This window comes from Mesorhizobium sp. RCAM 05099 (genome assembly GCF_059683685.1).
In genome coordinates, this window is the sequence record NZ_CM185035.1 from 2,193,005 (window position 1) to 2,212,714 (window position 19,710).

At 63.9% G+C, this 19,710-nt stretch carries 21 protein-coding genes; 9 read left to right on the forward strand and 12 right to left on the reverse strand.

Going from position 1 to position 19,710, the window contains the following annotated elements; genetic code table 11:
• Positions 1-57 precede the first annotated feature (57 nt).
• The gene (locus AC56QQ_RS10750; RefSeq protein WP_497126938.1) at positions 58-1,029 is read left to right on the forward strand and encodes a hypothetical protein; all 972 of its coding nucleotides are present in this window, start codon (positions 58-60) and stop codon (positions 1,027-1,029) included.
• Between the two features lie 16 nt (positions 1,030-1,045).
• Here the strand turns inward: AC56QQ_RS10750 and AC56QQ_RS10755 are convergent, their stop codons facing one another.
• Positions 1,046-1,651, reverse strand: coding sequence for a YegJ family protein (locus tag AC56QQ_RS10755; protein ID WP_497126940.1), 606 nt, complete (start codon positions 1,649-1,651; stop codon positions 1,046-1,048).
• Positions 1,652-1,984: 333 nt separating this feature from the next.
• Between AC56QQ_RS10755 and AC56QQ_RS10760 the strand changes: the two genes are divergently transcribed.
• From AC56QQ_RS10760 to AC56QQ_RS10770, 3 genes are all read left to right on the forward strand, one after another.
• A complete protein-coding gene (locus tag AC56QQ_RS10760) occupies positions 1,985-2,227 on the forward strand; it encodes a DUF1344 domain-containing protein (RefSeq protein ID WP_091579192.1) in 243 nt (80 codons plus the stop codon).
• A gap of 287 nt (positions 2,228-2,514) precedes the next feature.
• Entirely contained in the window at positions 2,515-4,137 is a 1,623-nt protein-coding gene (locus AC56QQ_RS10765; protein ID WP_497126942.1) for an FAD-binding oxidoreductase, read from the forward strand.
• A 16-nt stretch (positions 4,138-4,153) separates the two neighbouring features.
• A complete protein-coding gene (locus AC56QQ_RS10770; protein WP_497126944.1) occupies positions 4,154-4,777 on the forward strand; it encodes a hypothetical protein in 624 nt (207 codons plus the stop codon).
• A 98-nt stretch (positions 4,778-4,875) separates the two neighbouring features.
• Here the strand turns inward: AC56QQ_RS10770 and AC56QQ_RS10775 are convergent, their stop codons facing one another.
• From AC56QQ_RS10775 to AC56QQ_RS10790, 4 genes are all read right to left on the reverse strand, one after another.
• Entirely contained in the window at positions 4,876-5,397 is a 522-nt protein-coding gene (locus AC56QQ_RS10775) for a hypothetical protein (RefSeq protein ID WP_497126946.1), read from the reverse strand.
• 189 nt (positions 5,398-5,586) lie between these two features.
• Entirely contained in the window at positions 5,587-6,585 is a 999-nt protein-coding gene (locus tag AC56QQ_RS10780; RefSeq protein ID WP_497126948.1) for an alpha/beta fold hydrolase, read from the reverse strand.
• A gap of 15 nt (positions 6,586-6,600) precedes the next feature.
• Positions 6,601-7,731, reverse strand: a complete 1,131-nt coding sequence (locus tag AC56QQ_RS10785) for a hypothetical protein (RefSeq protein WP_497126950.1) — start codon at positions 7,729-7,731, stop codon at positions 6,601-6,603.
• Positions 7,732-7,737: 6 nt separating this feature from the next.
• Positions 7,738-8,172 carry a hypothetical protein gene (locus AC56QQ_RS10790; protein ID WP_091579209.1) on the reverse strand — a complete coding sequence of 145 codons (435 nt, stop codon included), beginning with the start codon at positions 8,170-8,172 and terminating at the stop codon, positions 7,738-7,740.
• A gap of 680 nt (positions 8,173-8,852) precedes the next feature.
• On the opposite strand from AC56QQ_RS10790, the gene AC56QQ_RS10795 reads away from it, so the two are divergent.
• Complete coding sequence (locus AC56QQ_RS10795; RefSeq protein WP_497128930.1) at positions 8,853-9,791, forward strand: diacylglycerol/lipid kinase family protein; 939 nt, start codon at positions 8,853-8,855, stop codon at positions 9,789-9,791.
• A 92-nt stretch (positions 9,792-9,883) separates the two neighbouring features.
• On the opposite strand, the gene AC56QQ_RS10800 is transcribed toward AC56QQ_RS10795, so the two are convergent.
• The 3 genes from AC56QQ_RS10800 to AC56QQ_RS10810 are packed head-to-tail and all read right to left on the reverse strand — an operon-like array spanning position 9,884 to position 13,622.
• The gene (locus AC56QQ_RS10800) at positions 9,884-10,801 is read right to left on the reverse strand and encodes an NAD(P)-dependent oxidoreductase (RefSeq protein WP_489862775.1); all 918 of its coding nucleotides are present in this window, start codon (positions 10,799-10,801) and stop codon (positions 9,884-9,886) included.
• Positions 10,798-12,009, reverse strand: coding sequence for a mandelate racemase/muconate lactonizing enzyme family protein (locus AC56QQ_RS10805; RefSeq protein ID WP_497126952.1), 1,212 nt, complete (start codon positions 12,007-12,009; stop codon positions 10,798-10,800). Before AC56QQ_RS10805 ends, AC56QQ_RS10800 begins: the two co-directional genes overlap by 4 nt.
• Complete coding sequence (locus tag AC56QQ_RS10810; protein ID WP_497126954.1) at positions 12,006-13,622, reverse strand: GMC family oxidoreductase; 1,617 nt, start codon at positions 13,620-13,622, stop codon at positions 12,006-12,008. The genes AC56QQ_RS10805 and AC56QQ_RS10810 overlap by 4 nt, the downstream gene beginning before the upstream one ends.
• Positions 13,623-13,847: 225 nt before the next feature.
• On the opposite strand from AC56QQ_RS10810, the gene AC56QQ_RS10815 reads away from it, so the two are divergent.
• Positions 13,848-14,243, forward strand: coding sequence for an acyl-CoA thioesterase (locus tag AC56QQ_RS10815; protein WP_111542927.1), 396 nt, complete (start codon positions 13,848-13,850; stop codon positions 14,241-14,243).
• Positions 14,244-14,382: 139 nt separating this feature from the next.
• Positions 14,383-14,697 (forward strand): hypothetical protein, encoded by a 315-nt coding sequence (locus tag AC56QQ_RS10820; RefSeq protein WP_497126956.1) that lies wholly within the window; start codon positions 14,383-14,385, stop codon positions 14,695-14,697.
• 49 nt (positions 14,698-14,746) lie between these two features.
• Here AC56QQ_RS10820 and AC56QQ_RS10825 read toward each other — a convergent pair whose 3' ends face one another.
• Positions 14,747-15,115, reverse strand: coding sequence for a winged helix-turn-helix transcriptional regulator (locus AC56QQ_RS10825; RefSeq protein ID WP_256754350.1), 369 nt, complete (start codon positions 15,113-15,115; stop codon positions 14,747-14,749).
• 90 nt (positions 15,116-15,205) lie between these two features.
• Between AC56QQ_RS10825 and AC56QQ_RS10830 the strand changes: the two genes are divergently transcribed.
• Complete coding sequence (locus AC56QQ_RS10830; protein ID WP_497126958.1) at positions 15,206-15,811, forward strand: NADPH-dependent FMN reductase; 606 nt, start codon at positions 15,206-15,208, stop codon at positions 15,809-15,811.
• 56 nt (positions 15,812-15,867) lie between these two features.
• Here AC56QQ_RS10830 and AC56QQ_RS10835 read toward each other — a convergent pair whose 3' ends face one another.
• Positions 15,868-16,269, reverse strand: coding sequence for a winged helix-turn-helix transcriptional regulator (locus AC56QQ_RS10835; protein WP_497126960.1), 402 nt, complete (start codon positions 16,267-16,269; stop codon positions 15,868-15,870).
• Between the two features lie 97 nt (positions 16,270-16,366).
• Between AC56QQ_RS10835 and AC56QQ_RS10840 the strand changes: the two genes are divergently transcribed.
• Positions 16,367-17,347, forward strand: a complete 981-nt coding sequence (locus AC56QQ_RS10840; protein ID WP_497126962.1) for a quinone oxidoreductase family protein — start codon at positions 16,367-16,369, stop codon at positions 17,345-17,347.
• 15 nt (positions 17,348-17,362) lie between these two features.
• Here AC56QQ_RS10840 and AC56QQ_RS10845 read toward each other — a convergent pair whose 3' ends face one another.
• Both AC56QQ_RS10845 and AC56QQ_RS10850 read right to left on the reverse strand, forming a co-directional pair.
• On the reverse strand, positions 17,363-18,673 hold the full coding sequence (locus tag AC56QQ_RS10845; RefSeq protein WP_489862768.1) for a hemolysin family protein: 1,311 nt from the start codon (positions 18,671-18,673) through the stop codon (positions 17,363-17,365).
• A gap of 73 nt (positions 18,674-18,746) precedes the next feature.
• On the reverse strand, positions 18,747-19,661 hold the full coding sequence (locus AC56QQ_RS10850) for a LysR family transcriptional regulator (protein ID WP_497126964.1): 915 nt from the start codon (positions 19,659-19,661) through the stop codon (positions 18,747-18,749).
• Between the last annotated feature and the right edge of the window lie 49 nt (positions 19,662-19,710).

The window sequence follows — 19,710 nt, forward strand, 5'->3', positions numbered from 1 at the left end:
TGGCCCCTGCAAAAGCGACTATCATGAGATGTCAGAAGCAGGCTTGCGGGGGCGGCGATGGAAGCAGCGGATTTCATGCCAAGCGAAGCCTACATCGCCAATATCCGGAAAGACATCGAGATCTACGAGGCGGCGAGGGCCTCGGCGGTCCGGCAAGTGCGCTGGCGGGTGCCGTTGTTCGTTGGCCTGGTGCTTGTGTTCGTCGTGCTGGTCGCCTGGCTGTTCAACAAGGTCGCCGATCCCAACGAGCAATGGTTCTCGACGCCACATGTGTTTCTCTATCTCGTCGGCTTCGCGGCGACGATCCTGGCCTATTTCCGGGCGATCAGGCCGGCGACGCGGCTGCGGCAATCATTCCGCGAGACGCTGCTGCCGATCATCTTCGGCTTCATCAGGGATATGCGCTACCAGCACGATGTGACGCCGAATTCCTTCGACCGGTTGCCGCGCGAGACGGTGGGCGGCTTCACCATGAGCCGCTTCGACGACATCATATCCGGACGCTACGACGGGTTTCCGTTCGAGCTTTATGAGGCAGACCTGTGGGACGGGGCGGCAACCAAGAACAGGGCGACAACCTTCAAGGGCGTCATTGTCGCCTTCGAGACTGTGGAGCCGTTCCCGGGCATACTGGTGGCGGCGCGGCGGGCCAACGCGGTCATGGGTTTCTTCCGCGGCTTGTTCACAACCAGGATGCAGGAGTTGTCATCGGGCGTTCCCGAGCTCGATGCCGCCTATGAATTCCGCACCGACAACATCGAAGCGGCGCGGCCGCTGGTGACTGGCCGGCTGGCGCAAGCGCTGAAATGGCTGGGTGAAACCTGGCCGGACGATCCGGCCCGCATTGCGCTCAACGGCAGCGACGGTTTCCTGCTGCTGCCGCAGACGAAGAATTTCTTCGAGCTACCGGATATCTCGGTGCCGCTCGACTACACCAGGCATGTCGCGCCGATGATATCGGACATGGGCGCCATGCTGGCGACGGCGGCGCTGGTGCGCAAGATCGGCGCGAAGGACGAGGCAGGTTAGTCCGGCCGGAACATGATCAGCAATCGAAGCCGTATTTGTCGCGCATAGTGTCCGCGTCTTCCTTCGACATTCTCTTGAACATCACGCAGACGGTGAAGCTGCCGACTTGCCGCCCGTCGCGTCTGTATCCCCAGTCGGAAATATCGTCCCTGGTGAATTCTATGTCCTGGCCGAGGACGACGTTGTGCACTTCCTCCGGCTCGTTGGCCAATATGCCGACAAACCCGGATTCAGTGCGACGAAACGGTATGACCCAGAAGTGTTCGGTGACGTGCCCGTCCCGCACCTTGACCTTCAATTTGAACCTGTCCGTGCCGGAGGGCGGCGCTTCGGCCAATGCCAGGAATTCGTCCAGCCTGGCGAGCGCCTGCGCGGTCGCCGCCGCCATGTCTGGATCGCCGGGAGTAAAGATAACCGTTTTGTCGTCGCCTGGATCCGCGCCTTGTGCGCCGGCAGATCCCGGAGCAAGCGCCAGCATCAGGGATATCATGGTCCGGACTGCAAGTTTCATTGGATGACGGCCCCCCTTCACAATGGTCGATACCATCGTGCATCCATTCCGAATTTGCAACCGGAGCGCGAGTTTCATCCCCCTTTGGAGCGCCGGGTTGAGCGGATCCATGAAACAAAATGTGTGCCGATGAACAGTCGGAAGTCCGTTTCGTGATGCCGCCGACGCGGATTGCGGCGGGCTTGCGACGGTCACATGCCGGCCTGCACAGGCCCGATAACAGACTCTTTCCATGGGCAAAGCGCTGTCACAAACGGTTGCCCGGTTGGCAGGGAAAGCCGGATCATCAGTCAATGTGGCGGAATTAAGCCTATGATTCCGTTGCGAAAATTCATCCAACGTGATTTGCTGACAGCAGGCTTTCCGGCCCAGTCTCGGCTCGTTCGGTGCTGTCGTTTCCCAAGGCGGCGGACCGGAAAATCGAAACAGCACGGAGTGCACCCCATGAAGAAGACCCTCGCAACCACCGTCGCTCTGCTCGCCTTCCTCGGCACGGCCTATGCCGCGACCGTCCAGGGCACCATCCAGGCCGTCGACCCGACGACCAAGTCGATCACCCTCGACGACGGCAAGATCTACCAGCTGTCGCCGGACGCGGCGGTCGGGAAACTGAAGGTCGGTGCCAAGGTCGCGGTGACGGTCGATGAGAAGACCGGCATGGTGACGTCGATCAAGAAGGCTTCGTAGTCGCGGGCATGAGTTCCGGCGTTGTCTGAAACAGTCAACGCCGCGCTGCCCCTCATCCGCCTGCCGGCACCTTCTCCCCGTATAGGACGGGGAGAAGAGAGCTAGTCGCGACGCCGGTGACCCCCTCTCCCCGTCCTTCACGGGGAGAGGGTAAGGGTGAGGGGCGCAATCCTTCGAATTTGTCCCCGTGACGTTGAAGCCTCACCATAACCGCGCTTCGGCTCTGCCCGCGCCGCTATGGTTTTTACCAAGAAGCCACGCTATCCCTTGGCCAACGGGGGATTTTCATGGTCGAGGAACAAAAAGGGTTTCGCCTGTCGCGACGGCTGCTGCTCGGCGCGGCTGTCGTCGGCGGCGCGGTGCTGTGGGGCGGCACCACCATGGCGCGGCTGGCGCGCGGGCCTTCGGGACCCAAGAATGCCGGACGCATCGCCGATATCGACGGCATCGCCTTGCCGCTGAAGCCGATCGCCAGCCCGCCGGCTTTTGATCCTTCGCTGCCGTGGTCGGCCAAGGGTGGCGACATCAACGATGCCAGCGGGCTGTCGAGGACGCCGATCTATGGCGTTGTCGAGATCAGCGAGGAGGACCACATCGCCAAGGCGCTGGCCTTCGCGCGCGCCAGCGGCTTGAAAGTCTCGCTGGCCGCTATCCGTCACTCGATGGGCGGGCATGCGTTCGACGACAATGCGCTGGTGCTCGACCTCAGAAAGTTCAACGAGGTCAGCGTCGACGCGGCGGCGAAGACCATGACCTTACAGCCGGGCGCGCGCTGGCACGACATCCAGAACCTCTTGCATCCGCGCTTCGCGGTGAAGGCGATGCAGTCGACCGATATCTTCTCGGTCGGCGGCTCGCTGTCGGTGAACGCGCATGGCATGGACCATCAGGCCGGTTCGGTGGCCGGCTCTATCCGCTCGATGCGGGTGATGCTGGCCGACGGTTCGGTGACCACGTGCTCGTCGACCGAAAACAGCGACCTGTTCCGCCATGTCGTCGGCGGCTACGGCCTGTTCGGCGTGGTGCTGGAGGCGACGCTCGATATCGTCGACAATGCCGTCTACCGGACCTCGCGCGAGATCATCAAGTCGGATGATTTCCCGAAATTCTTTGCCGAGGTGCTGGAGCCGAACAAGGATATCGGCCTGTTCTACGGCCATCTCTCGACGGCGCCGGGCAATTTCCTCGAGGACATGATCGTCTACCGCTACGACAAGGTGGCCGAGCAGCCGCCGGCCGATCAGCCTGAAATCGGCGAGCCGGAGGGCGTCGGCCTCAAGCGGGTGATCATGAACCTCGCCAAGAAGGGCAGCCTGTTCCAGGAACTGAAATGGTTCACGGAAAAGACCCTGGAGCCGAAATTCGAAAGCTGCACGGTGGCGCGCACGGCAGCGATGGCCGAGGGCGAGGCCTGCCTCGTCACGCGCAACAACCCGATGCACGATTCGGTGCCGTATCTGTTTAATGATCTGATGGACGAGACCGACATCCTGCACGAGTATTTCATCCCGCGCGCCGCCTATGTCGAGTTCATCGCGGAAGCCCGCGAGATCCTGCGCAACCAGGACCTGCCGGTGCTCAATGCCTCCGTGCGCATCGTCCACAAGGAGGATGTGGCGCTGACCTACGCGCCGGAGCCAGCCTATTCGCTGGTGCTCTACATCAACCAGCCGACCGATGCCGACGGCAATGCTAGGATGCGGGCGCTGACCCGGGCGTTGATCGACGTGACGATCAAGCATGGAGGACGCTTCTTCCTGCCCTATCAGCTGCATTACACGGCCAGGGAATTGCTGGCGTCCTATCCCGAGCTGCCAGCCTTCCTGGCGGCGAAACGGCAATATGACCCGACGGAACTGTTTTCCTCGACCTTCTACCGTGCCATCAAGGCGCTGAGCGGGGTGGCGTAGCAGGCAGGAGACAACCATGCGGATGGTATCGGCGGCGGCACTCACCCTCATCGCGCTGTGCGCTGGACCGGCTGGGGCCGAGGACCTCAAGGCTTTCAGGCTGACCATCGACGGGGTGACGGTCGACATCGATCCCGGCGAGAGCGCTGATGTGACGCTGCCCGGCGGCAAAAAGAGCAAGGTCACGCTCGAACGCAACGACTTCGCCACCTTTTCCGGCGGCAGTTTCTCCTTCGTCCATCCGAGCAACATTTCGGTGACCAAGACCGATCTCGGCGAAGACATCACGCAGTATCTGATGGCCTCGGCGCTGGGCACGATCGTCGTCGTGCAGGAATACGGCAAGATGAATCCGGTCTCGCTCAACCAGCTGATGCTGCAGGAGATGACCAAGGAATCGGTGCAGGCCGGTGCCGCGCTGACGCAGGAGCCGACGACGCGCAAGCTCGCCGACGGCAGGGAATTGACCGGCATCCGTGCCCAGGTGAAGACGCGCACCGACACCGCCTATTTCGAGATCGTCGGCTTCGGCCGCGCCGATCAGGGGCTGCTGTTCATCACGCGCGTCGCCGGCGAGGACGCGGCCACCGAAAAGCCGCTGATCGACAAGTTCTGGCGGAGCCTCAAGCTGAAGCCGTAGACGCCGGCGTCGAAAGCGCGTCGCGCACGTGCTTCAGGTCTTTGTCTTATGCATGTCGTTCTCCCAAACCCGGGGCCCACTCTTGGGAGACATGCCTTCTAGAGCTTGCTCGGCACCAGGCCAGCCAGCCAGTTCGCCGACCGTTTCGCCATATCGGCGGTTGCCGACACGGCGCGGCCAAGATCGGTCTTGACCACGGCGTAGCCGTTTTTCGTGCGGTAGAGCACGCCGGTTCCACCATCGACCACCTGTTCATAGGCGACGGGCCGGGCGGCGGCCGCGTCCATGGCCGTCGCCGGCGAGCCGACGGGGACGCTCGGCCGGTGGCTCAATTCCGGCGGCAGCGGGCTTTCGATTTTAACGACCCTGCTTACGGGCTTCAGTTCCGGGCGTGACGCGGCCGCGGCCAGTTCCGAGGAGGACGACGAGCCTTTCGCGCGGCAGATGCCGGAGACGAGCGGATAGTTGAAATTGCGCTCGTGCAGCATCTGGCTTTTCATCGCCGCTTCGCACTCGGCGATGGTCGACCATTTGGCCGGCGTCTCGCCGATATATTCGCAAAGCTTGGCGTCGCAGTCGCAACCAACGATGGTCATGGCGACAAGGGCGGTCTTGATCACGGTCTTGTCCCTTCGAGATGCCTGCCGGCAGCCCACTTACGTGCATGTCGAGGTCCCGAAACCGGTTTCCACCCCAAGGTCGAACCCGTGGGTGTGCTTTTGGGCGACATGCAACCATCCATCGCGCGCGAACAAGGCGGGATTTGGCCCCGATTGTGGAATGACCGTGGCAGCACGCCGAACGGCCGCCTATCGGGCGGTCGGCGAGGTCTGTTTGAGGAAATTCGCGATCAGCCGCACCACGTCTTGAGGGCGTTCGATCTGCGGGATGTGGTTGACGCCATCGAGAACGGCCATTTCGGCGTGCGGAAACAGCGAGGCGATTTCTTCACCCTGTTTGAGAGGCGTGGTCGAATCGTCTCGTCCCCAGATGACGAGAACAGGCGGCGCGAAGATGCGATAGTTCGCCGGGTCGGCGGCAAGCGATTTTCGCTCGTCGTTGAAGAGGCCGCTGAACAGCCAATGGCCAACGGCATCGGTGGTGCCTTTGACGTTCAGGGGGCGCGTGTAGATTGCTATGCGCTCCGCGGTGACCAGATCGTCGTTTTCAATAAACCGGCGCAAACCGGTGCCGGTCATCAGCGGGTTGGTGAAGGTCGCGGCGGTCAGCAACTGGCGTGGCCAGTCCCTGTCGAGGAAAGATGCGAATGGAAAGGCCGGCGCCTCGGTCTGGCCGAGGCCAAGTGCAACGTCGAGCAGGATCAGCGAGTCGATCCGGGCGGGAGCCGTGAAGGCGGCTTCGATCACCCCGCCGCCGCCATAGGAGTGGACACCGACGCTGAAATGGCGAAGGCCGAGCGCGTCGGCAAAACCGAGGACGCGTCTCGCGTGGGCGGCGCGCGAATAGTCCTGATCGGCCGGTCTTTCCGAATAGCCAAAGGGTGGCATGTCGACGGCGATCACGCGAAAGCCCTGTTCTCCCAATGGCATTGCGATGTCACGATAGGTCTCGGCCCAGGAGGCCGTGCCGTGGAACAGAAGCAGCGGCGGCCCGTCCTGCGGGCCCCAGACCTGATAGTGCATCTTCAGCCCGTCGACCGTGGCAAACAGCGCTCCCGCCGGCGCTGCCTCCTCGGGTGACAGGTTCTCTCGAACGGCAGCCGCACCGCGAAAGCCGACCAGCGTGACCACAATGAGCACGACCAGCGTGAGCGCCAGCCAGCCGAAGATCCGGATCAGTCGACGCATGGCCGGGCTATCGCCTTAGTAGTCATAGACGTGTTCGAGCCTGGCGCCCGACTTGATCAGCGCCGGCAGCACCAGATGCAGCTTGCGCACGGCGACGGTCATGCCGGTGCGACGCGTCGAAGGGTCGGCCGGCAGGGGGTAGCTGAACAGGATGCGCATGCCTTCGGGGACGGCGATCGAGTCGGTGGAGAGCACGGTGACCATGATTTCGTCATTGCCGCCGATCTCGACGAAGGACACGCCCTTGTCGATCAGGCGCGGGATCATCTCGGTAAACACTTGGTAGCGCTTGGTAAGGAAGATGGTGCCGTCAGCGCCGAGGTCGCGTTCGAGCAAGGTGTCGGGCTCGTTGCGCGTCGCTTCGCCGACCGGCCCTTTGGCCCAGACATGGATGTCGAGGAAGGCCGGGTCGGAGGTGGCGGCAAGCGCTTTGGTGATCAGGTTGGCATAGCCCTGCTTGATGGTGTCTGCGAGGCCGAAGACCAGCTTGCGTTCGCTGGTGCGGATGGAGCTGTCGCCCGGCGCCGGCTGCACGGCAAACAGGCCGGCGCGCTTCTCGGCATAGGGAAACTGATACCATGGCACCTGATCGAGGAAGGCGGCATAGTCGGCCGCCACCTTGGCCTGATAGATATCGGCGGCGGTGCGCTTGCTGGCGGTCGCTTCGGTGATGCGGCCAACCGTGTTCTCATAGGCCCACTGCAATATGTGCTCGATCGAATGGCTGGTGCCGATAACGAGCAGCATCTGGTGGTTGGCCAAATTGAACTTGTAGGAAGAGCTGGCGCGGATCACCGTCGCGTAGTCCTGCCAGAAGCGGCCGACATAGGACCAGTAGGGAAAGCCGCTCGGCTGGTTCTTGTCGACGAAGCCGGCATATTCGCGCGCGGCATAGACGATCGCCCATTCCGGGTAGGTGAGGAAGGTCGATTCCTCCGGCCGCTGGTAGCCGGGGATCTCGGCGCGGACCTTGTCGGCCAGCGCCTTGGGCGGCGCGCCATCGGCGATACCGGGCAAGGGCGTGGTATCCAGCGACGGCGTCGTCAGGAAACCATAGGCCAGCCCGGCGATCGGGATCAGGATGACGATGACGATCAGCCAGAGGATCGTCTTGATGATGCGTTTCAGCCAGCGGAACAGGAACATGGCCGGTCAGGCCGTGGCGAAGTGGTCGTGTATGCGCTTCGACAGCCAGAAGCCGACATAGACGGCGAAGCCGCCAATGACGATATGCGGCAGGTTGGCGAAGAAACGCGCCGGGAATTCGATGTCGTTGAGGGAACGGAAGCCGTTGATGAAGATGCCGGCATCGAGGCAGCCGGAACCGGTGACCAGCCCAAGCACGCCGTCGAACAGATAGACCGAGCCGAACAGCTTGAAATAGAACACCGCCTGGCGGTGCGAGATGAAGGCGGCGGCGAGCGCCCAGACGCCGGAGAAGGCATGCAGCAGGTCGTCATACCATTGCAGCGAGAACAGCCCGAACAGATTGCCGTTGGCGTCGTTGAACGCCGGTATGTAGCCGATGGCGACGACGCCGAAGAACAGGAAGGCATAGGCAACGGCAAGCTTCTGGATCAACGTCATGAAGTATCCCCCTTCAAGTAACGATGAACGTTAGCTTATTTTGCCGCCGGTTGCAGCCCCAACCGGAAACACCGTAAAGATTGCGGGGGATAGCCATAAGACAGTCGGCGCCGGGATTTCTCCCAGCGCCTCCCTGTCAGATCAGGACACGGTCGCGGCAGCAACTTCCGTAAAGTCGTCGCGCCTTGCCGGCCTTGATTTTGACGGTCCTGCCAGCCGCCGCCCGAGGGCAGCGTCCGTTCCAGACCACGCCGGTCTCCACCCTTGCGGGCTTCGCCCTGCGCGCCATCGAAGGTTTTTGCCGTCCTTCATGGCAGCATCGGTCCGCCGTCGGCGTTGGCACGCTTTCCGCGGCCCCGTAGGTCTCGGCTCCGTCCCTCGAAACAGGCAAGCCTGCTCTCGCTTCGGGGCCGTACGGGCCTCAGGAAGTCCGCTTTCGCTCTGCCTTTCGGTTGGGCGATCGGCAGCCGCCTGAGATGGGTTCAATGTAGGGGGGTTTAAGGGTTCTGGGGAATGGTCCCGTGCCTGTGGATAACGGGATTATCGGGGATCATCGCGGACATTCGCCGGTCACGGCGAAAACAGGGACAGCGCGTTTCGCCCCTTGCTCCGCTGGCGGGCGCGGGCTTCAATGCCGGCAAAGGATCGAGCGTTGCATGCTCGGCGCCGGGGAGGGTGTATTGAAAGTCGGGGTGGTTCTCAATCCGATTGCCGGTGGCGGCCGGCTGAAACGACATTGGCCGGAGGTCGCCGCTTCGCTGAAAAAGCATTTCGGCGATTTCGAGTTGCGTGAAACGCAAGCCGAGGGCGATGCCGAGAGGCTGGCAATCGATCTCGCGGCAACCGGCTTCGATCTGGTGATCGCGGCCGGCGGCGATGGCACGGCCAGCGAAGTGGCCGACGGGCTGCTGCAGGCGTCGCGGGAAAGCGGCAGGACGACCGAGCTCGGCCTGCTTCCTTGCGGCACCGGCATCGATTTCGCGCGTGGGCTTGGCCTGCCGAAGGAGGTGGACGCGACGCTGAAGCGGATCGCCGAGGCGAAGGGGCGCAAGGTCGATGCCGGACGCATCTGCTACATCGACGACCATGGCGCGCTGGCCAGCCGCCATTTCATCAACATCGCCAGCCTGGGGCTTTCCGGCGCCACCGACCGCGCGGTCAATGCCGACAAGCGCAAGGGCAGGGTGTCGGCCAAGGCGCTGTTTTTCTGGCGCACCGTGGTCGAGTTCATCCGCTACCGGTTCCAGGATGTCAGGATCACCATCGACGACGGCACTCCGGTCGAAGCGCGCATGGCGCTGGTGGCGGTGGCCAACGGCAAGTTCTTCGGCGGGGGCATGATGATCGCGCCCGACGCCGAACTCACCGACGGGCAGTTCGACATCGTCATCCTGCGTGCGGCCGGCAAGCTGAAGCTGATCTGGGACATCCGCCTGCTCTATGGCGGCCGGCACCGCAACCATCCGGCGATTACCATCCTGCGCGGCAAGAAAGTGGTTGTCGAACCGCTCGGCGATGTGGAAAAGAACGGCGCGCTGGTCGACATAGACGGTGAGTCGCCAGGGCGTATACCCGCGACCTTCGAGATCCTGCCCGGCGCGCTGACGCTCAGATATTGAATCAAGCGGTTGAGGCGTTGAATCAGGTCGCTCCGGCCTTGATTCCGGCCAGGCATTCAATGCCTTGAAATTGCTTGAGGTTTTGCCAGGCTTCAAATTTCCAGCTTGGCCGGGAAACCGGGCGCGCGCAGATCGGTGCCGACGGCGTCCTCGAGCAATTTGACGATCTGGGTCGACCAGGCGCCGCCCCCATAGGCTTCCCTGCCTTGCTCAAAAATAGCGTTGACGCGCGATGCCAGGTCGAGCGGCACGCCGAAATCCTTGCCCATGCCAAGCGCGAAGCCGAGGTCCTTCAGCGCCAGGTCCATGGTGAAGCCGATGTCGTAGGAACCGTTGAGAATAAGCTGGCTCTCGGTCTCGTGGACGAAGCTGTTGCCGGAGGAGGCGACGATGGCGTGGTAGGACTGGGCGAGGTCGAGCCCACCCTGCTTGGCCAGCATCAGCGCCTCGCCGGCGGCGACGAGATGGATGAAGGCAAGCATGTTGGTGATCACCTTGATCACCGCCGCCGAGCCGATCGGCCCCATCAGGAACGACTTCGCGCACATCGCCTCGATCGCCGGACGATGACGTGCGTAGAGCGCCGCATCGCCGCCGACCAGCGCGGTGATCTTTCCCACCGCCGCCAGATGCACGCCGCCGGTGACCGGGCATTCCAGTGTCTCGATACCCCTGGCCGAGGCTAGCGCTGCCAGCCGCACGATCTCGTCGCGACCATTGGTCGACATCTCGATCCAGGTGCCGCCCGTAGGCAGGCCTTCGAGCAACCCGCCGGGGCCAGCCAGAACCGTTTCGCTGACCTTCGGCGAGGGCAGGCACGTGATGGCATTGCCGGCCCGCGCCGCAGCCTCGGCCGGGCTGTTCGCGGCGGTGGCGCCGAGCGCCACCAGGCGCCCGGCGGCTGCAGGATCGCGATCGAAGACGGTGACGGCAAAGCCGTTGCGGATCAGGCTGGCGGCAAGATGGCCGCCGAGATGGCCAAGACCGATAAAGGCGTAGCTTTCGCTCATGGCATCAACGGCGTCTGCATCATCTGCAGATGCAGGTCCTTGCCGGTCCAGGGATGTGCGTCGCAGACCGCCTCGTTGAGCTCGACGCCGAGGCCGGGCTCCTTCGACGGGATGACATTGCCGTCCTGCCACTCGATCTTCTTGGTGAGCAGCGTGGCGTGGAAGCCGTCCCACTGCTTCAGCGATTCCAGGATGAGGAAGTTGGGCAGCGTCACTGCAAGCTGGATGTTGGCGGCGCCGACGATCGGCCCGCAATAGCAGTGCGGGGCGATCTGGATGTGGTAGGCCTCGGCCATGGCGGCGATCTTCTTGGTCTCCAGAATGCCGCCGGAGCGGCCGAGGTCGGGTTGCAGGATGGTCGCGGCGCGGTTCTCGATGACACGGGCGAATTCGAACTTGGTCGTCAGCCGCTCTCCCGTGGCGATCGGGATCGACGTGCCGCGGGCGACCTGCGCCATCACCTCGGGCATGTCAGGCGGCACCGGCTCCTCGAACCACAGCGGGTCGTAAGGCTCGATGGCGCGGGCCATGCGCAGCGCGCCCGATGCGGTGAACTGGCCGTGCGTGCCGAACAGGATATCGGCCACGGTGCCGACCGCCTCGCGGATCGCCTTGATCATGCGGGTGGAGAGATCGATGTCGACAAGGCGCGGCTGATGGCCGTCGAAGGCGGTGTAGGGGCCGGCCGGGTCGAGCTTGACGGCGTTGAAACCCTGCTCGACATATTCGAGCGCGCAGGCGGCGGCCAGGTCGGGGTCGTTGTAGACGTTCTTGCCGCGCGCATCCTCGGAATGGACGCTGCCGGTGTGCGGATAGAGGTAGGTGTAGGAGCGCAGCATCTCGTGCACCTGGCCGCCGAGCAGTTTGTAGACCGGCTTGTTGGCCTCCTTGCCGATGACGTCCCAGCAGGCCATTTCCAGTGCCGAGAAGCAGCCCATGCCGGAAACATCCGGGCGCTGGGTGAAGCCGGACGAATAGGCGCGGCGGAAGAAATTCTCAATGTCGTGCGGGTCGCGGCCGACGAGATAGCGTTCGGCCATGTCCTCGACCATCTTCGCGGTGACATGGGCGGAGAAGGTGGCGTTGTAGGCCTCGCCATAGCCGACAACGCCGCCATCGGTGGTGAGCTTGACGAAGATGAAATATTTGCCGCCGATGCCGGGCGGCGGGTTGCCGACAACCCAGGTCTTGACGTCGGTGATTTTCATTTTTGGTCCTCCAGAACCAGTTCGGCGCCCTTCCAACCGGTCATGACCGAGGCGGCGTTGGTGTTGCCGGTGATGTTGTCGGGGAAGATCGAGGCGTCGATGACGCGCAGGCCTTCGAGGCCGTGCACTTTCAGACGTGGGTCGACGACGGCGCGCGACGCGTCCGGCCCCATGCGGCAGGTCGAGACCGGGTGATAGACGGTGCCCGAGCGTTTTCTGAAATCGGTGATCAGGTCCGCGTCTGATTGGATCGACGGGCCGGGCAAAACCTCTTCCTCGATGATCTCGGCCATGGCGGGCATCGAAGCGATCTTGCGCACGAACTTCACCGCCGCCAGCATCTCCTCGACATCGGCATTGGTCGAATAGGCATTGGCGACGATTTTGGGATAGTCCAGCGGGTTGGCCGAGCGGATCATGATCTCGCCACGGCTCGACGGGCGGCAGTTGGACAGACCGATGGAGAAGCCCGGCCATGGGTCGGGGGTCAGGATGGGGCGCTCGCCGCTTTTGGGAATGACGGTCGAGAATGCCTGGAAATAGAGCTGCATGTTGGGCCGCGAAAACGCCGGGTCGGTGCGGAAGAAGCCGCCGCCATGGTTCATCGACAGCGACAGCGGGCCGGAGCGGGTGAGGATGTACCGCATGCCGACAAGCAACTTGCCCCACCAGGGGCGCAGGATCTGGTTGAGCGTCGGCAGCCTGCCCTTGAACGTGTAGTTGATGCCGACATGGTCCTGCAGATGCGCGCCGACATTCTCGTTGGCGTGGATGACGGGAATGCCGAGGTTGTTGAGCAGCGCCAAGGGACCGATGCCGGAGAGCTGCAGCAGTTGCGGTGAATTGATCGAACCACCGGAAAGAATGACCTCGCGGCCGGCCCGGGCGGTTTTCGTCTCGCCATTCTGGAGATACTCGATGCCGACGGCGCGCTTGCCGTCGAACAGGATGCGGGTTGCCAGCGCACCGGTCTCGACGCGGACATTGCCGCGCTTCATCGCCGGACGCAGGAAGGCGCGTGCGGCCGACATGCGGCGGCCGTTGCGGGTCGAGATCTGATAGACACCGACGCCTTCCTGGGTAGCGCCGTTGAAGTCGGGGTTCAACGGCAAGCCTGCCTGCCGGCCGGCGGCGAGATAGCGCCTGGTCAAGGGATGGACGGCGTTCGTGCAGTCGGTGATGTGCAGGGGGCCGCCGACGCCGCGCCATTTGTCGGCGCCGGCCTCGTTGTCCTCCAGCGCCTTGAAGGCGGGCAGGAGATCGTCAAAGCCCCAGCCGGGATTGCCGGCGTTCCGCCAGTCGTCGAAATCCTCGCGTGCGCCCCTGATCCAGACCATGGCATTGATCGAGCTCGAACCGCCAAGCAGCTTGCCGCGCGGCCAATGATCGACATTGCCGCCAAGGCCCGGGTCCGGCTCGGTCTTGTAGTTCCAGTTGACGGCCGGGTCGAAGAAGGTCTTGCCGTAGCCAAGCGGCATCTGGACATAGAAGCGGCGGTCAGTGCCACCGGCCTCCAGCACCAGCACCGAGAAGCGGCCCGAGGCTGACAGTCTTTCGGCCAGAACCGAGCCGGCCGAGCCGGAGCCGACAATGATGAAATCATAGGTCTGCATGATGGATGAGGCGGCTCCGGAAATCTGGCCGCAGCCTAGACGCGGCGGGCGCGCCAAGTCGCCGGGCCTTCCGGCATGGGTTGTGAAAAAAGCGACCGCGAAGGAGGCGTGTTCGGAAACCCCACGATGGAACCGACATTGCGATCCGGTTCCTGGCGCGGCGCGTTGACCTGTGGGCACCGTGACGGTACGGGATCGAGGGCAGTTTATGTCGAAGGATTTCCCATGGTGCATTACGCGGACGGCCGGCCGCTCGGCGATCTCACGCTGCGGACACTGGCCATGCCTTCCGACGCCAATGCGGCGGGCGATATCTTCGGCGGCTGGGTGATGGCGCAGATGGATCTTGCCTGTGGCATCCGTGCCGCCGAACGCGCCAAGGGCCGCGTGGTGACGGCGGCGGTGAAGGAAATGTCGTTCGCCAAGCCGATGAAGATCGGCGACACGCTCTGCATCTACACCCATGTCGAGCGCGTCGGCCGCACCTCGATGACGCTCAAGGTCGAGGCCTGGGCGCAGCGCTACCTCTCCGACCTGATGGAGAAGGTCACCCATGCCGATTTCGTCATGGTGGCGCTGGATGGCGAAGGCAAGCCAAAGGCCGTTCCGGCGGAAGGCTGACTGATGCAGTCGGCTTAAATCAAACAGCAGTCCCTGTTTCACCCGCAAGGGAATGCGAACGGCGCTGCTGTGTGGTGCTTTTCATATTCGCGTTGGCAAACTTCCGTGACCGTGTCCGAACGGGCCGGGAGGGAAGACAATGCGTCAACGATTGCTGAACGGTGCATTGGCGGGCGCGCTTGCTGGCTTGTTCTGCCTGCTGGCCGCAACCGCCTACACCGAGGTCAAACAAGACGATGACGAGGCCGGTTGCGCCTCCGCAAATCACGCCTTCCCGCAGCAAGCGGACAGATGCGAAAACTGCGTTGCCGCGACGTACGACACCTGTGCGGTGAGCGTGAGCAATTGCGTTGGACGGGCGACCTGCACCATTGACGGCAAGGTGGTCCATCGGGTCCCGAAGTCGAAGCGGACCGAAAGCCGTCCGTGGGCCTTGGTGCAGGTGCAGCCGTAAGACCCGTCCGCGCTACGTGGCGCGCGGAAACCCTTGCCATGCAAGGGTTTCAGGCATGCATGCCGTCGAATTTCTCGCGCGCCGCCTTGACGCGGGTGGTGTTCTTGCGCGCCCATTCGCCAAGCGCGCTGACCGGGATCAGCAATTCATGGCCGAGTTCGGTCAGCTCGTAATCGACGCGCGGCGGAATGGTCGGGAACACGGTGCGGGTGACGAAGCCGTCGCGCTCCAGCCCGCGCAAGGTGGTGGTCAGCATCTTCTGCGAAATGCCGCCGACGGCCGCGCGCAACTCGTTGAAGCGCAGCGGCCCGTCGCCCAGCTTTCCGACCACCAGAACGGTCCATTTGTCGCCGACGCGCTGCAGGATTTCCGAGACGGCGCGGCAGTCCTCGGTGTTGTGCGGGTTCCTCAGTAACAAAAAAGTGCCTCCTTGCGCCTCGAGTTGACAGTATCTCATATAGCGCCGGTATCCAAACGATACCAGCTTTACTTGCAAGGAGAGCCCCCCATGTCAAAACCCAAGATCGCCATCATTGTCGGTTCGACGCGCGCCGCGCGCTTCGCCGACGTGCCGACCCAGTGGATCGCCAAGATCGCCAAGTCGCATGCCGACATCGACGTCGAGATCGTCGACCTGCGCGACTTCCCGCTGCCGTTCTTCGACGAGGTCGCATCCTCCGCCTGGGCGCCGTCGCAGAACGAAGTGGCCAAGCGCTGGCAGAAGAAGGTCGCCGAGTTCGACGGCTTCATCTTCACCGCCGCCGAGTACAATCACGGCCCAACGGCCGTGCTGAAGAACGCCATCGATTACGCCGCCAATGAGTGGAACAAGAAGCCGGCCGGCTTCGTCGGCTATGGCAGCGTCGGTGGCGCACGTGCCGTCGAGCAGCTCCGCCTTCATGCGGTCGAATTGCAGATGGCGCCGGTCAAGTCGGCTGTCCATATCGCCTGGGGCGATTTCCTCGCCGTCCGCCAGGGCGAGAAGAAGCTCGAGGAGCTCGAGCATCTGAACCAGGCCGCCACGGCCCTGGTCAACGACGTTGCCTGGTGGGCCAAGGTGCTAAAGGCCGCGCGTCAGGCCGACGCCGTCGCCGAGGAAGTCAAGGCGGCCTGACCGCCGGTTCGAATTATCCTCCCAAGGATCTGGGGCGGCGCTTGCGCCGCCCTTTTTCAATTGTGGGAAGCCATGGCGTCGTGCTGCGCCTGCCTCGGCCGGATGATGCAGTCGGAGAGGCGGTCCATCTCGTTCAACTCATCGGCGTGATGCTGGCCCCACTGGCAGAGCGCCAGCAGGATCGGCTCGAGGCTGAGGCCGAGGCGCGTCGCCGAATATTCGACGCGCGAGGGCACTTCGGCAAAGATCTCGCGGCTGACGAGACCGTGCTCCTCCATTTCGCGCAACTGCTGGATCAGCACTTTCTGGGTGATGCCGGGCATCAGCGCCTTCAGAGCCGACAGCCGTCGGGGACCATCGAACAGATGGTAGAGAATGACCGCCTTCCAGCGTCCCGCGATCACTTTCAGCGCTCGCTCAGCCGGCAGCAGGGGCAGTCTCTTGATGGGTGCGGCCATGGTCACCTCCCGGTCAGCAGGGGACAAATGAGTGTGTAGTCGAGGCCTCGCAGATAGTGGCAAACCGCTGCCGATGCCATAGCGATCGGAGTTTGCCATGAAAGCCATTCAACTCAGCCGCTTCGGCGGTCCAGACGTGCTGAAGGTGGTCGACCTGCCGGCGCCGGTACCGCAGGCCGGCGAAGTGCTGATCCGTGTCCACGCCGCCGGGATCAACTTCTTCGAAGTGCTGATGCGGGCGGATCGCTACGCGGCGACGCCGCAATTGCCGATGATTCCCGGTGTCGAGGCGGCGGGCGTGGTGGAGGCGGTCGGGCAAGGGGTGGATGCGGCGCTGCTGGGGACCCGTGTCGCAGCGCCTTTGTTCGTGTCGCGACGTCCCCACAGCGGCTATGCGGAGCAGGTGACGATGTCAGCCGATCTCGTCGTGCCGCTGCCGGACGCCCTTTCGTTCGAGGAGGCGACGGCCTTGATGGTGCAAGGGCTGACGGCCCTTCATCTGCTCCGCCAAAGTCCGCCGGACGGCAAGCCAGTGCTGGTGCCGGCCGCCGCGGGTGGTGTCGGATCGTTGCTGCTTCAGCTTGCGAAGCTGAAGGGCGCCAGCCAGGTGATCGCGGCCGCCGGCGGCAAGGCCAAGCTCGATCTCGCGCTGTCGCGCGGAGCCGATGCCGCCGTCGACTATATCAAGCCGGATTGGCCCGCCCGGGTCCGCGACGTCACAGATGGCAAGGGTGCCGACATCATCTACGATACGGTTGGCGGCGCGCTGACGGCAGCGTCGCTGTTGGCGCTGGCGCCTGGTGGGGAACTGGTGTTCGCGGCGCTCGGGCGCTATGCGCTCGCGGCCTCCGACCTGGAGGCGATGGCCGGCCGCAACCAGTCGCTAAGAGGTTTCGCGCTGCTGCCGCTGTTGGGTCCCGCAGTGCTGAGGGCCAGCCTGACCGAGTTGTTCCAGTTGGCGGCGAGCGGCCGGCTGCAGGTCGCGATCGGCGGCCACTTCCCGCTTGACCAGGCCGGCGAGGCGCACCGACTGCTGGAGGAGCGGCGCTCGACGGGGAAGGTCGTGCTGGTGCCCTGAGCTCGAGGCGGTTTTCTACCGCACCGCCTCGCGATGGGCGCTGGGCAGGCGGGTGGCGATCAGCTTGTCGATGCGGCGGCCGTCGAGGTCGACCACCTCGAAGCGCCAGCCCTGCGCATCGACGCATTCGCCGGTCGCCGGCAGGTGGTGCATGTGCGACAGCACATAGCCGGCGACGGTCTCGTAGTCGCGGTTTTCCGGCAGGTCGATGCCGAGCACGTCGGCCATCTCGTCGGCCTGCATGTAGCCGGCGAGCAGCCATGAGCCGTCCTCGCGCTTGACGGCGTTCTCCTCGTCGCCGGCATCGGTGTCCGCCCGGAAGACGCCGGTGATGGCCTCGAGAATGTCGGCCGGGGTGACGATGCCTTCGAAATGGCCGTATTCGTCATGCACCAGCGCCATCGGCACGTCGGATTCCTTGAGCTTCTGCAGCACGTCCAGCGCGTCTGCCTGGTCGTAGACGATGGGGGCCGCGCGCACATGCCTACGCGGGTCGAGGGCGCGGCCGGCCAGCAGCGCGGCCAGCACGTCGCGCGTCTGGACGACGCCGACCATGACATCGACGCCGCCATCGCCGGCAGGCAGGCGCGAATGCTGGGTTTCCATCAAAAGCTTGCGGATGGTGCTTTCGTCGGATTGCAAGTTGATCCAGTCGACCTCGGTGCGCGGCGTCATCACCGCCCGCACGGCGCGGTCGCCAAGCCGCATGACACCGGCGATCATGCGCCGTTCGTCGGATTCGATGGTGCCGTGGTGTTCCGCCTCGGCGACCAGCATCTTGATCTCCTCGTCGGTCACCTTCTCCTCGCTTTCACCGCGCTGGCCAAGCAGCCACAGGATGGCGCGGCCCGAGAAGTCGAGCAGGAAGACCAGCGGCGCCGAAACGGTGGCGAGGATGGTCATGGCCGGGGCAGCGCGCGCGGCAACGCGCTCGGGATCGCGCAGCGCGATCTGCTTGGGCACCAGTTCGCCGACGATCAGCGAGAAATAGGTGATGATGGCAACAACGATGCCGACGCCGATCGGATCGGCGATGGTCTCGCGGATGCCGGTCGAGGCCAGGTACTGCGCCAGCCGGTCACCAAGCGTGGCGCCGGAAAACGCGCCGGAGAGGACGCCGACCAGGGTGATGCCGATCTGCACCGAGGACAGGAACTTGCCGGGATTGGAGCCCAGCTCAAGGGCCCGGCCGGCGCCGTTGACGCCACGGTCGATCATCGCCTTGAGCCGGGCCGGGCGCGATGAAACGATAGCGAGTTCGGACATCGACAAAAGGCCGTTCACGCAGATGAGGACGACCACGATAGCAATTTCGACGTATAGCATGAGGGCTCAATAGCATTGCGGCGCGGTTTTCGAAAATAGTCCGCCATGATTTTTAGAAGATGACGAGTGTCTTTCAGGCGCTATCCCAGGATGGCGCCGAAAAGTGTTCGACCAGGGCGTCCACGACAACCCGGACTTTTGGCGTGAGTGCGCGCGTCACCGGCCAGACGGCGTGCACGACGATGTTTTCGACCAGGCAGTCCGACAGCACCATTTCGAGGTCGCCGCGCTTGAGGCTTTCGGCGGCCAGCCAGGTCGGCAGAAAGGCGATGCCGCAGCCGGCAAGCGCGGCATCGAGCATCGGCTCGCCATGACCGAGGACAAGCCGCGCCTTGGGGACGAATGTCGCGAGATGGCCATCGGCATGCCGGATGAGCCAGGGGCGGACGACGCCCTCGCGGCCATAGCCGATGACGCTGTGATCGGCGAGATCCTTGACCGATCGCGGCCTGCCATGCCTGTCGAGATAGGCGGGAGCCGCGCAGATGGCCGAGCGCTGGGCATAGATGCGCCGCGCCGCGAGCGACAGGCTGTCGTCGAGATCGCCCATGCGGATTGCCAGGTCGATGCCTTCCTCGATCAGGTCGACGCGCCGGTCGTTGAAGGAGATCTCCACTGTCAGATCCGGGAATTTCATGGAAATCTCGAACAGCACAGGCGCGACACAGCGGCGGCCGAAAGCCAGCGGCACATCGACCCGCAGGCGGCCGGACGGGATCTGCCTGCGCGAGGCGAGCAGCGACTGCGCGGCTTCGATTTCGGCCAGCGCCCTGACGCAGGCTTCATAGTAACCGAGGCCTTCGCTGGTCGGGCTGAGGCTGCGGGTGGTGCGGTTGAGCAAGCGAACGCCGAGCCGCTGCTCAAGCTGCGCAATCGACTTGCCGACCGCCGATTTCGTCACACGCAGCCGTTCGCCAGCGCTGGTGAAGCTGCCGGCCTCCACCACGTGGACGAATGCGACGATGCCTTGCAGGTCAGCGGTTTCCACGTCGGTTCCTTATTATCGACTTTTAGTCCGCAATCAGTCGCCAATTATG

Bases quoted from the DNA above. Each gene is read 5' to 3' on its own strand.
- AC56QQ_RS10750 (WP_497126938.1), top strand. From the start codon at position 58: ATGGAAGCAGCGGATTTCATGCCAAGCGAAGCCTACATCGCCAATATC.
- AC56QQ_RS10755 (WP_497126940.1), bottom strand. From the start codon at position 1,651: ATGGATCCGCTCAACCCGGCGCTCCAAAGGGGGATGAAACTCGCGCTC.
- AC56QQ_RS10760 (WP_091579192.1), top strand. From the start codon at position 1,985: ATGAAGAAGACCCTCGCAACCACCGTCGCTCTGCTCGCCTTCCTCGGC.
- AC56QQ_RS10765 (WP_497126942.1), top strand. From the start codon at position 2,515: ATGGTCGAGGAACAAAAAGGGTTTCGCCTGTCGCGACGGCTGCTGCTC.
- AC56QQ_RS10770 (WP_497126944.1), top strand. From the start codon at position 4,154: ATGCGGATGGTATCGGCGGCGGCACTCACCCTCATCGCGCTGTGCGCT.
- AC56QQ_RS10780 (WP_497126948.1), bottom strand. From the start codon at position 6,585: ATGCGTCGACTGATCCGGATCTTCGGCTGGCTGGCGCTCACGCTGGTC.
- AC56QQ_RS10785 (WP_497126950.1), bottom strand. From the start codon at position 7,731: ATGTTCCTGTTCCGCTGGCTGAAACGCATCATCAAGACGATCCTCTGG.
- AC56QQ_RS10790 (WP_091579209.1), bottom strand. From the start codon at position 8,172: ATGACGTTGATCCAGAAGCTTGCCGTTGCCTATGCCTTCCTGTTCTTC.
- AC56QQ_RS10800 (WP_489862775.1), bottom strand. From the start codon at position 10,801: ATGAGCGAAAGCTACGCCTTTATCGGTCTTGGCCATCTCGGCGGCCAT.
- AC56QQ_RS10805 (WP_497126952.1), bottom strand. From the start codon at position 12,009: ATGAAAATCACCGACGTCAAGACCTGGGTTGTCGGCAACCCGCCGCCC.
- AC56QQ_RS10810 (WP_497126954.1), bottom strand. From the start codon at position 13,622: ATGCAGACCTATGATTTCATCATTGTCGGCTCCGGCTCGGCCGGCTCG.
- AC56QQ_RS10815 (WP_111542927.1), top strand. From the start codon at position 13,848: ATGGTGCATTACGCGGACGGCCGGCCGCTCGGCGATCTCACGCTGCGG.
- AC56QQ_RS10820 (WP_497126956.1), top strand. From the start codon at position 14,383: ATGCGTCAACGATTGCTGAACGGTGCATTGGCGGGCGCGCTTGCTGGC.
- AC56QQ_RS10830 (WP_497126958.1), top strand. From the start codon at position 15,206: ATGTCAAAACCCAAGATCGCCATCATTGTCGGTTCGACGCGCGCCGCG.
- AC56QQ_RS10835 (WP_497126960.1), bottom strand. From the start codon at position 16,269: ATGGCCGCACCCATCAAGAGACTGCCCCTGCTGCCGGCTGAGCGAGCG.
- AC56QQ_RS10840 (WP_497126962.1), top strand. From the start codon at position 16,367: ATGAAAGCCATTCAACTCAGCCGCTTCGGCGGTCCAGACGTGCTGAAG.
- AC56QQ_RS10845 (WP_489862768.1), bottom strand. From the start codon at position 18,673: ATGCTATACGTCGAAATTGCTATCGTGGTCGTCCTCATCTGCGTGAAC.